A 9,765-nucleotide genomic window follows, 5' to 3' on the forward strand; every position below is an offset into this window, starting at 1 on the left:
ACTGGGCGCCATACCGCTCGGCTACGCCCTCGCCCCGCTGGCCAGCCCAGCCGGCGTACGCCGGGGACGGCGGCCGTCCCGACGCAGGCGAACAGGACCAGCAGCCCGGCCGCCGCGAGGGGGACCGGCGCGCCCCAGGCCCGGGCGGCCAGCGGGGCGAGGGCGTAGCCGAGCGGCATGGCGCCCAGTGACATCAGCCAGTCGTACGAGGTGACCCGGGCGAGCACCTCGGGCGGGAACTGGCCCTGCACCACGGTCTCCCAGACCGGGTTGAGGAAGCCGAGGGCGATCAGCGCGAGGCAGTAGGCGGCGATGGTCACCGGGGCGGGCGCGGCGGCGGCGAGCAGCAGCAGCGGCGCCGCGTACGCCGCGAGGGCCAGGTTGCCCAGCAGCACCGGCCGGCGGGGTCGGGCCCGGACGGCGAGCAGCGACCCGGCCAGCAGGCCGACCGCGCCGGCCTGCTGGAGCAGCACCCAGACGCCCTCGCCGCCGAGCCGGTCCACGGCGATCACCGGGCCGAGGGTGAGCAGCACCGCGGCGGCGCCGTTCCAGACGCCGTGGGCGAGCAGGCTGCTCCAGTACCAGTCGCGGGCGCGGACCTCCCGCCAGCCGAGCGCCAGGTCGGCGCGGAGCGAGCGGTGCGGGACCGGCACGTGCCGCACCTGGATGACGGCCAGCAGCGCGGCGCTGACGGCGAACGAGGCCGCGTCCAGTACGAACGCCCAGCCCGGCCCGACGGTCCAGACCAGCAGGCCGGCCAGGGCGGGGCCGGCCAGCCGGCTGGCGCTGGCGGTGGTGCCCAGCAGCGCGTTGGCCCGCTGCCGGCCGTCGCCGTCGACGGTGCCGGCGACCAGCGGGGAGGCGGTGGGGATGGCGAACGCCGAGGCCGCGCCGCCGACGGCGGAGGCCACCGCGAGGTGGGCGAGCGCGGGGGCGCCGCCGAGCAGTTCGACGCCGACGGCCAGTTGCGCGGCGCAGCGCACCAGGTCGGTGGCGAGGGCGACGCGGCGGGCGGCGAACCGGTCGGCGACAACGCCGCCGAGGGGGAGCAGCAGCAGCCGGGGCACCATCGCGCAGCCGAGCACCACGGCGAGCGCGGCGGTCGAGCCGGTGGCCCGGAGCACGGCCAGGGCCAGAGCGGTGGGCACCACGGCGTCGCCGACCGCGGAGACGGTGCGGCCGAGGAACAGCAGCCGGAAGGGGCGGAGCCGGAGAGGATGGGTCACTCCGGCAGGATACTTCGACGTCGAATATTTCGACAACGAATATTTCGTCGTCGGCGTACCGTGGTTGGGTGACCTACCGCGACCCCGTCGACCAGCACGTCGAACGCTGGCTGCCCGTGGTTCCCGACCTGGACGCCGACGTGGAGGGCGCGGTAGTCCGGATGTCGCTGCTCACCCGGCACCTGCGTGACGTGAAGGACCGGGTGCTGGCCGAACTCGACCTCCAGGAGAAGGAGTACGGCACCCTGCACGCGCTCGCCGGCCGGGGCGGCCGGGCCGCGCCCTCGGAGATCGCCGGTGACCTGCGGATGGCGCCCGCCTCGATCACCGCCCGCGTGGACGCGCTGGTCCGCCGGGGCTTCGTCCGGCGGATCCCGTCCGAGGTGGACCGCCGCCGGATCGACGTGGCGCTCACCGACGCCGGCCGGGCCACCTGGCAGCGCGCCATGAGGGTGGTCGGCGACGAGGAGCGCCGCGTCCTCGGCGCACTGACCCCGGACGAACGACGGGTCCTGTCCGACCTGCTCCGCCGGGTCACCCTGGCGGCCGGGCCGCCGCCGGGCCGGATCTGACCGGTCGGAATGTCGGTGGCCGGGGCTAGGTTGGCCACCGACCAGCCGACGCCCCGTTCCAGGGAGGCCCCAATGAGCACACTCGTCGACCGACCGCACACCGCCCTGCTCGTCATCGACGTGCAGAACGGCGTCGTGCAGCACGCCTACGACCGGGACCGGGTGGTGGGCAACATCGCCGCCCTCGTCGACCGGGCCCGCGCGGCCGGGGTCGAGGTGGTCTGGGTGCAGCACCGCAGCGAGGAGCTGCCCACCGGCAGCGAGCAGTGGCAATACGTCCCCGAGCTGGTGCGCCGCGACGACGAGGCGCTGGTGCACAAGGCCTACGGCGACTCGTTCGAGGAGACCGACCTGGAGTCGGTCCTGGCCACGCGGGGTGTCGGCCGGCTCGTCGTGACCGGCGCGCAGACCGACGCGTGCATCCGGTCGACCCTGCACGGCGCGATCACCCGGGGCTACGACGCGGCCCTGGTCGCCGACGCCCACACCACCGAGGACCTGTCCGCCTACGGCGCGCCGGCGCCGGAGCAGGTGATCGCCCACACCAACCTCTACTGGCGTTTCCACTCCGCGCCCGGCCGCACCGCCGGCACGGTCGACACCGCCGACGTGGACTTCGCCGCCCCGGTCCCCGCCTAGGCGAGCCGCGGCTGCGGCGGCGGACCAGCCGCCACAGCCGCGCTCCACGCGAGTCCCGCGACCAGCGGCACTGCGGAAAAGCCTGACCCGGAGAGCGGCACGGCGGAAAACCCCTGGCCCCGCGAGGGATGCCGCTGGCAGGCTGCCCGTCATGAGCTCACAGGCCCTCGCGGGGGCGCTCGCCGACGAGCGCCGCCGCGCCGTGTTCGCCGCGATCGTGCTCGGCGCCGGAGACGTCTCCGCCGTCGTCTCCCGGACCGGGCTGTCCGCCCGGGACGCCGCCACCGCGGTGCGCCGGCTCACCGCCGTCGGCGTGCTGACCGACGACGGGGCGGGGCTGCGGGTCGACGGGCAGCGGCTGCGGGACTTCGCCCGCGCCGGCGGCCCGCCCGCGGCATCCCCGGCGACGAACCCCCGCGAGACCATCCTGCGCACCTTCCTCCGGGACGGCACGCTGACCCGGCTGCCCGCCCAGCGTGGCCGCCGCCGGGTGCTGCTGAAGCACATCACCGAGCGCTCCTTCACCCCTGGCGTGCGGTATCCGGAACGGGCCGTGGACGACGCGCTGCGCCGATGGTGCGAGGGCGGTGAGGCCGACCACGTGACGCTGCGCCGCTACCTGATCGACGACCGGCTGCTCGCCCGTGACCACGGCGTCTACTGGCGGCCCTAGCCGCGGAAAAGCCGTTGACCGGCCGGTGAGGATCGGGCGGTGAGCACCTGGAGCACCCACCGCAGCGCCCCGGACACCGCCGAGGCGCGAGCCCTGCTGTACGAGTACCTGGCCGAGATGGTCCGCCGCTGGCACGGCCGGCCCGAGCGACCGGGCGAGGTGACCGCCGCCCTCGCCGAGTCGCCGAGCGACGACCTGACCCCACCCACCGGGCTGTTCCTCCTGGCCCGCCAAGACGGACATCTGGCCGGCTGCGCCGGGCTGCGCTGGCAACCCGGCTGGGCGGAGCTGACCCGGGTCTACGTCCGCCCGGCGCACCGCGGCGCGGGTGGCGGCGCCGCCCTGCTCGCCGCCGTCGAGGCGTACGCGCGGGACGCGGGGGCGGACCGGATCCGGCTGGACACCCGCACCGACCTGGTCGAGGCACGCGCCCTGTACGCCCGCCACGGCTACCGGGAGATCCCCGCGTTCAACACCGGCCCGTACGCCCAGCACTGGTTCGAGAAAGTGCTCCCCGCACGGGTTGACGACGCCGCCGTGCCGCGCTAAAACAAAAGCGAGAACTTGAGTCACCCAGACTCAACTTGACACCTTCGGCCAGGAGAACCGAGGAGACACGACCATGTTGATGCGCACCGACCCGTTCCGCGAGATCGACCGGCTCACCGAGCAGTTCTTCGGCACCACGGCCCGGCCGGCGGTCACGCACCTCGACGCCTACCGCGACGGCGACTACTTCTACGCCGCCTTCGACCTGCCCGGCGTCGACCCGGACAGCATCGACTGCACCGTGGAGCGCAACGTGCTGACCGTCCGCGCCGAGCGGCGCCGGCCGGCCGGCGACAACGTCGAGCTGGTCGCGGCCGAGCGACCGATGGGCACCTTCACCCGCCAGCTCTTCCTCGGCGACACCCTCGACACCGACAAGCTGGAGGCCGGCTACGAGAACGGGGTGCTGACCCTGCGCATCCCGATCTCCGAACGGGCCAAGCCGCGCCGGATCGCGGTCACCGCGAACGGCAACGGCCGCCGGGAGATCAGCGCCTGAGGGGCGCCGCCAGGGAGATCAGCGCCCGACGGCCAGGTCACGTGGTGGCGGGGGTGGCCGGGGAACCTTCCGCCCCCGCCGGTGGCTTCGGGTCGACCGGGTAGAGCCGGGCCAACGCGTGCGCCGTGGCGGCGAGGCGGTCCCGCAGCTCGGCCGGCTCCAGCACCTCCACCTCCGCGCCGAGCTTGAGCAGCTCGGTGTGGGCGTGCTTGACCGACTCGATCGGCACAGTGGTCTCCAGCCAGCCGTCCGGGCCGGGCTCGCCGGCCGCCGCCCGGGCGGCCCGGCTCATCTCCGGCGGGAAGACGTAGGGCATGAACTCCAGCGCGGCCACGGTCAGCCGGATCCGGGCCCGGTCGCGGTAGACGTCCCGCTCGTAGCGCTCCGTCCACTCCCGCCAGTAGTCGGCCAGGTCGAAGTCGGCGGGCCGCTCGTAGCGCTCGTCGCAGACCGCCACGTCGAGGACCGCGCCGACCCGGTAGGTGCGCAACTGCTCGTCGCACCGGGCCACCAGGTACCACCGGCCGGCCTTGAGCACCACGCCCAGCGGGGCGACCAACCGCGTCACCTCGCGCGGCGCGCGCCAGCGCCGGTAGCGCATCTCCACCAGCCGGTCCTCCCACACGGCCCGGGCCAGCGCGGCCAGGTGCGGGGTCGGTTCGGGGTGCCGGAACCAGCCCGGCGCGTCCAGGTGGAACCGCTGCCTGGCCCGGCCACCCCGGTCGGCGAGTTCGTCGGGGAGCGCGGCGAGCAGCTTCAACTCGGCGGCCGCCACCACCGGCCCGAGGCCCAGGTCGGCGGCCGGGCCGGGCAGGCCGGCCAGGAACAGCGCCTCGGCCTCCGGCGCGGTCAACCCGGTCAGCCGGGTCCGGTAGCCCTCCAGCAGCCGGTAGCCTCCGGCCGGGCCGCGCTCGGCGTACACCGGGACGCCGGCGGCGCCGAGCGACTCGACGTCCCGGTAGACGGTGCGGACCGACACCTCCAAGGCGTCGGCGAGTTCCTGGGCGGTCATCCGGCCCCGGGTCTGCAGGAGCAGCAGCACGGAGACCAGGCGGCTGGCACGCACGCCGTGACGGTATCCCGCGCGGACATCCGCTGGCGGGCCGCCCGGCGGCCGGCTGGTGGAGGAGGCCGGGTGAGATCGGTCGGGCGCGCCTCGTCGCGAATCGCCCGACCGGCTGAGAGCCTTTCTCACATGCTGCGTCCCGAGGTGCTGCCCCGCACGTCGGCTCATGCCGCCCTACCCGGCGGGCCGACCGACTTCACCGAGGCGTGGCTGCGCAACCGGCGGCTGTCCGAGCACACCCGCGACGCGTACCGGCGGGACGTCACCGGCTGGCTGAGCTGGTGCGCCGGCCGGGACCTCGACCCGCTGCGCGCCAGCTTCCTCGACGTCAACGCCTACGGGCGGGAGCTGGAGTCCACACCCTGCGGGCGCGGCGGCCGGCCGCTCACCCCCGCCACCGTGGCCCGCCGCCTCTCCGCCCTGTCCAGCTGGTACGACTTCCTCGTCAAGCTGCGCGCGGTGGAGGCCAATCCGGTCGCCGCCGCGGACCGTCCCCGGGTGGACCGGGACCACTCCGCCACGGTCGGGCTCACCCCGGACGAGGTCGACGCGCTGCTCGCCGCGGCCGAGGCGGAGACCGGGCCGACCGCCGCCCGCAACCGGGCCACCATCGCCCTCCTGGCCGACCTGGGGCTGCGGGTCGGCGAACTGGTCTCGCTGGACCTCGCCGACCTGGGCGACGAGCGGGGGCACCGCAGCGTCCGGTTCATCGGCAAGGGCGGCAAGGCCCGCCGGCGGGCGCTCACCCCCGGGACCGCGTACGCGATCGACACCTACCTGGCGGCGCGCGCCGCCGCCGAGGGGGTGGCGGTGCCGGAGCTGACCGGTCCGCTGCTCGTCACCGCGACCGGCGGGCGGCTGGACCGGCACGCGGTGTTCCGGCTGGTGCGCCGGCTCGCCCGGGCCGCCGGGATCCCCGCCTGGGCGAGGCTGTCCCCGCACTCGCTGCGGCACGCGTTCGCCACCACGGCACGGGCCGAGGGGGTGCCGCTGGAGGACGTGCAGGACGCCATGGGGCACGCCGATCCGCGGACCACCCGCCGCTACGACCGGGACCGGCACAACCTGGACCGGGACCCGGCGTACGCGATCTGGGCCGCCCGGGCCCGCCGACGGGGATAACCGCTTGACGGAGTGAGTACTCACTCCGCACGCTGGACGGCATGACCGAATCGCAGCCACCCCGGCGCCGCGCGCCCGGCATGAGCCCGGACCAGCGCCGGGCGATGATCATCCGCGCCGCGCTGCCCCTGCTCGCCACGCACGGCGCGGCGGTCACCACCGCACAGGTGGCCCGCGCCGCCGGCATCGGAGAGGCGACCGTCTTCCGTGCCTTCCCCGACAAGGACGCCCTGCTTGACGCCGCCGTCGCCGAGGCCCTGCGCCCCGACACCGTGCTCGCCGAGCTGGCCGCGATCCCGCTGGACCAGCCGCTGGCCGACCGGCTCACCGCCGCCGCCACCGCGCTGCTGGCCCACCTGGGTCGGCTCGGCGCCGTGCTCGCCGTCGCCCACACCGCCGGCCGACCCGGTCGTGGCCGCCGCGCGCCGGGCGTGGCGGGCGACCACCCGCCGGGCGCCCGGGACGAGGCGGCGACCGCCACCCGGGCGGCCGTCGCCACGCTGTTCGCCCCCGAGGGGGACCGGCTGCGGCTGCCGGCCGACCGGCTGGCCGCCCTGTTCCTCGCCGTCCTGCTGCCCGGCCGCCCTCCGCTCGCGGACGACCCGCCGACCCCGGCCGAGCTGGTCGACCTGTTCCTGCACGGCGCCCTCGCGCCGGCCGCCCCCGAGGAGACGATGACCGTCACCCTCAACCACACCATCGTCCCGGCCCGCGACCACCATGCCGCCGCCCGGTTCTTCGCCGAGGTGATGGGCCTGCCGGTGCTGCCGCCCGCCGGTCGGCACGGCCACTTCGCCCCGGTACGGGTCAACGACCAGCTCACCCTGGACTTCATGAGCCTGTCCGCGCCGGAGGGGTACCACGTGGCCTTCGACGTCGACCCGGCCACCTTCGACGCGATCCTGGCCCGGCTGCGCGCCACCAGCGTGCCCTACGGCAGCGAGCCGGGCGCACCGGACAACGGGCGCACCGACCATCCACTGTGTGCCCGCGGGCTGTTCTTCCGCGACGACGCGGGCAACCTCTACGAGGTGATGTCCCCGGCCTGACCGTCGCACCCGGACCGTAGGGTGCCGGCATGCGACACGGGCTGGAGATCTGCTGCGGAGGCCCCTCCATCACGGTGTCCGACCTGGTCGCGCTCGGCGAGTTGGCCGAGCGGGCCGGCTGGGACGGGGTGTTCCTGGAGGACTACCTCATCCATCACGCCGGGGACGATCCGCCGACCTGGGATCCCTGGCTGGTGCTGGCGGCGGTGGCCGGCCGCACCGACCGGATCCGGCTGGGCACCACGGTCACCGCGCTGCCCCGGCGCCGCCCGGCCAAGCTGGCCCGCGAGGTCCTCACGCTCGACCACCTCTCCGGCGGCCGGGCCGGGGTCGCGGTGGGTGTCGGTGACCCGGCCGACCGCGGGCTCGCCGCGTTCGGCGAGCCGACCGACCTGAAGACCCGCGCCGCGATGCTCGACGAGGGCCTCGACTTGCTGGTCGGGCTGCTCGGCGGCGAGCGGGTCACGCACCGGGGCGCCCACTACCGGGCCGACGGGGTGGCCCTGCGGCCCGCGCCGGTGCAGTCGCCCCGGGTGCCGGTCTGGGTCGGCGGCAGCACGCAGGCCAGGGCGGTGCTGCGGCGGGCCGCCCGCGCGGACGGCATCGTGCCCTACAAGCTGACCGACACCGCCGGCTGGTCCGACTTCACCCCCGGGGAGGTGCGCGACCTGGTCGCCGCCTTGCCGGCCACCCGCGCCGACGGGCAGCCGTTCGACGTGGCGATCGGTGGCCGGCGGCGCCGCCCGGACGAGCGGGCCGAGCGGGCCTACCTGGGGGAACTGGCGGTGGCCGGCGCGACCTGGTGGCTGGAGTACGTCCCGGCCGGCGATCCCGCCGAGATGCGGGCCGCGGTCGCCCGGGGTCCGCTGCGCTGACCGGTCAACGCCCGCGCGGCACGCGCGGCCGGGCGTCGTAGTCCTGGCGGGCCTGCTCGACCCGGTCGAGGTGCCCCGCGGACCACTCGGCCAGGCCGGCGAAGAGCGGGGCCAGGCTGCGCCCCAGCTCGGTGATCTCGTATTCCACCCGGGGCGGAACCTCGGCGTGGTAGGTGCGCAGCACCAGGCCGTCGCGTTCGAGCTGCCGCAGCCGCTGGGTGAGCACCTTCGGGGTGATGGTGACCAGGCGGCGTTCCAGCTCGACGAAGCGCTGCCGGCCGTATTCGTGCAGGGCCCAGAGGATCGGCGTGGTCCAGCGGCTGAACACCAGGTCGACCACCGGCGCGATCGGGCAGGCCTGCTCCGGGTCACCGTCCCCCTGGGACGGCCAGGTGGTGCCGCTCACAATCGCTCCCCAGGCCGTTACTTTCCTCTAGGTACCTACTATACCCAGGCGATTAGCGTGCTCGGTGTCCACAGCACACACCGAGAGGGGCACATCATGATCGTGGTTACCGGCGCGACGGGAAACGTCGGACGGCCGCTGGTGCGGGCGCTGGCCGGGGCGGGCGAGCCCGTGACGGCCGTGTCCCGGCGGGTCTCGGCGGCTCACCTGCCGCCCGGCGTACGGGCGGTCCGCGCCGACCTGGCCGACCCGACCGGGCTGAAGGCGGCGTTCGACGGCGCCGAGGCGTTGTTCCTGCTGTTCACCGGCGAGCAGTTGACCGGCGGCGCCGACCCGGGCGCTGTCCTCGACACGGCGCGACGGGCCGGCGTACGCCGGGTGGTCTTCCTGTCCTCGCAGGGCGTCGCGACGAAGCGCCATCCGCCGGGGCAGGAGGAGGCGGTCCGCGCGTCCGGGCTGGAGTGGACGCTGCTGCGGCCGGGTGGTTTCCACTCCAACGCCTTCGCCTGGGCGCCCGGGGTACGCGCCAGGCGGGTCGTACACGCGCCGTTCGGCGACGTGGCGCTGCCGACCGTCGACCCGGCCGACATCGCCGAGGTGGCGGCCCTCGCGCTGCGCGACGGCGCCCACTCCGGCGGCACGTACGAGCTGACCGGCCCGGCGGCGGTCTCGCCGCGGGAGCAGGCGGCGGCGCTCGCGGCCGCGCTCGGCGAACCGGTCCGGTTCGTCGAGCAGACCCCGCAGCAGGCGCGGGAGCAGATGCTGGCGTTCATGCCGGAGCCGGTGGTGGCGGCGACCCTGAGCATCCTGGGCACGCCGTCGCCGGCCGAGCAGCGGGTCAGCCCGGATGTCGCGCGGCTGCTCGGCCGGGCGCCGCGCGGCTTCGCCGACTGGGCGGCGCGCCACGTGGCCGCCTTCCGCTGACCGGTTCCGCCGGGGGACCGCTCCTGACCGGTTCCGCCGGCCGACCCGCGCCGACCGCCCCCGGGCGGGGGCGGGGGGGGCCCCCCGCCGCGCGGGGCGGCGGAGGACCCGGGGGGTCTCCGGTCACTAGCCGCCGGAAAACCCAAGCCCCCCCCCGCGGGCAAC

Annotated in this window: 12 protein-coding genes; 9 read left to right on the forward strand and 3 right to left on the reverse strand. The window is 75.9% G+C overall.

Annotated elements, in window-relative coordinates; genetic code table 11:
- Positions 1-1,226: MFS transporter (locus AB0F68_RS34630; RefSeq protein WP_357346017.1), on the reverse strand; the 1,226-nt coding region annotated here is incomplete at its 3' end.
- A gap of 68 nt (positions 1,227-1,294) precedes the next feature.
- Here AB0F68_RS34630 and AB0F68_RS34635 point away from each other — a divergent pair.
- The 5 genes from AB0F68_RS34635 to AB0F68_RS34655 all read left to right on the forward strand — a co-directional run bounded on the left by AB0F68_RS34635 (position 1,295) and on the right by AB0F68_RS34655 (position 4,158).
- A complete protein-coding gene (locus tag AB0F68_RS34635; RefSeq protein WP_357346019.1) occupies positions 1,295-1,798 on the forward strand; it encodes a MarR family transcriptional regulator in 504 nt (167 codons plus the stop codon).
- Positions 1,799-1,870: 72 nt separating this feature from the next.
- Positions 1,871-2,437 carry an isochorismatase family protein gene (locus AB0F68_RS34640; RefSeq protein WP_357346020.1) on the forward strand — a complete coding sequence of 189 codons (567 nt, stop codon included), beginning with the start codon at positions 1,871-1,873 and terminating at the stop codon, positions 2,435-2,437.
- 151 nt (positions 2,438-2,588) lie between these two features.
- Positions 2,589-3,110, forward strand: a complete 522-nt coding sequence (locus AB0F68_RS34645; protein WP_357346022.1) for a DUF2087 domain-containing protein — start codon at positions 2,589-2,591, stop codon at positions 3,108-3,110.
- A gap of 39 nt (positions 3,111-3,149) precedes the next feature.
- The gene (locus AB0F68_RS34650; protein WP_357346024.1) at positions 3,150-3,659 is read left to right on the forward strand and encodes a GNAT family N-acetyltransferase; all 510 of its coding nucleotides are present in this window, start codon (positions 3,150-3,152) and stop codon (positions 3,657-3,659) included.
- Positions 3,660-3,732: 73 nt separating this feature from the next.
- Positions 3,733-4,158, forward strand: coding sequence for an Hsp20/alpha crystallin family protein (locus AB0F68_RS34655; protein ID WP_357346025.1), 426 nt, complete (start codon positions 3,733-3,735; stop codon positions 4,156-4,158).
- A gap of 37 nt (positions 4,159-4,195) precedes the next feature.
- Here the strand turns inward: AB0F68_RS34655 and AB0F68_RS34660 are convergent, their stop codons facing one another.
- Entirely contained in the window at positions 4,196-5,224 is a 1,029-nt protein-coding gene (locus tag AB0F68_RS34660; RefSeq protein ID WP_357346027.1) for a WYL domain-containing protein, read from the reverse strand.
- Between the two features lie 129 nt (positions 5,225-5,353).
- Between AB0F68_RS34660 and AB0F68_RS34665 the strand changes: the two genes are divergently transcribed.
- Genes AB0F68_RS34665 through AB0F68_RS34675 form a run of 3 tightly spaced genes read left to right on the forward strand, consistent with a single transcriptional unit; the run spans position 5,354 to position 8,270 of the window.
- Positions 5,354-6,346 (forward strand): tyrosine-type recombinase/integrase, encoded by a 993-nt coding sequence (locus AB0F68_RS34665; protein ID WP_357346029.1) that lies wholly within the window; start codon positions 5,354-5,356, stop codon positions 6,344-6,346.
- A 41-nt stretch (positions 6,347-6,387) separates the two neighbouring features.
- Positions 6,388-7,395 (forward strand): TetR family transcriptional regulator, encoded by a 1,008-nt coding sequence (locus tag AB0F68_RS34670; RefSeq protein WP_357346031.1) that lies wholly within the window; start codon positions 6,388-6,390, stop codon positions 7,393-7,395.
- A gap of 29 nt (positions 7,396-7,424) precedes the next feature.
- Positions 7,425-8,270, forward strand: a complete 846-nt coding sequence (locus AB0F68_RS34675) for an LLM class flavin-dependent oxidoreductase (protein ID WP_357346033.1) — start codon at positions 7,425-7,427, stop codon at positions 8,268-8,270.
- A gap of 4 nt (positions 8,271-8,274) precedes the next feature.
- Here AB0F68_RS34675 and AB0F68_RS34680 read toward each other — a convergent pair whose 3' ends face one another.
- The gene (locus AB0F68_RS34680; protein WP_357346035.1) at positions 8,275-8,676 is read right to left on the reverse strand and encodes a helix-turn-helix domain-containing protein; all 402 of its coding nucleotides are present in this window, start codon (positions 8,674-8,676) and stop codon (positions 8,275-8,277) included.
- Positions 8,677-8,772: 96 nt separating this feature from the next.
- Here AB0F68_RS34680 and AB0F68_RS34685 point away from each other — a divergent pair, with 96 nt between their 5' ends.
- Positions 8,773-9,600 (forward strand): NAD(P)H-binding protein, encoded by an 828-nt coding sequence (locus AB0F68_RS34685; protein WP_357346037.1) that lies wholly within the window; start codon positions 8,773-8,775, stop codon positions 9,598-9,600.
- The last annotated feature ends 165 nt before the right edge of the window (positions 9,601-9,765 follow it).

Source organism: Micromonospora sp. NPDC023966 (genome assembly GCF_040639095.1).
Classification (GTDB): Bacteria; Actinomycetota; Actinomycetes; order Mycobacteriales; family Micromonosporaceae; genus Micromonospora.

Bases quoted from the DNA above. Each gene is read 5' to 3' on its own strand.
- AB0F68_RS34685 (WP_357346037.1), top strand. From the start codon at position 8,773: ATGATCGTGGTTACCGGCGCGACGGGAAACGTCGGACGGCCGCTGGTG.
- AB0F68_RS34640 (WP_357346020.1), top strand. From the start codon at position 1,871: ATGAGCACACTCGTCGACCGACCGCACACCGCCCTGCTCGTCATCGAC.
- AB0F68_RS34665 (WP_357346029.1), top strand. From the start codon at position 5,354: ATGCTGCGTCCCGAGGTGCTGCCCCGCACGTCGGCTCATGCCGCCCTA.
- AB0F68_RS34670 (WP_357346031.1), top strand. From the start codon at position 6,388: ATGACCGAATCGCAGCCACCCCGGCGCCGCGCGCCCGGCATGAGCCCG.
- AB0F68_RS34675 (WP_357346033.1), top strand. From the start codon at position 7,425: ATGCGACACGGGCTGGAGATCTGCTGCGGAGGCCCCTCCATCACGGTG.
- AB0F68_RS34645 (WP_357346022.1), top strand. From the start codon at position 2,589: ATGAGCTCACAGGCCCTCGCGGGGGCGCTCGCCGACGAGCGCCGCCGC.
- AB0F68_RS34655 (WP_357346025.1), top strand. From the start codon at position 3,733: ATGTTGATGCGCACCGACCCGTTCCGCGAGATCGACCGGCTCACCGAG.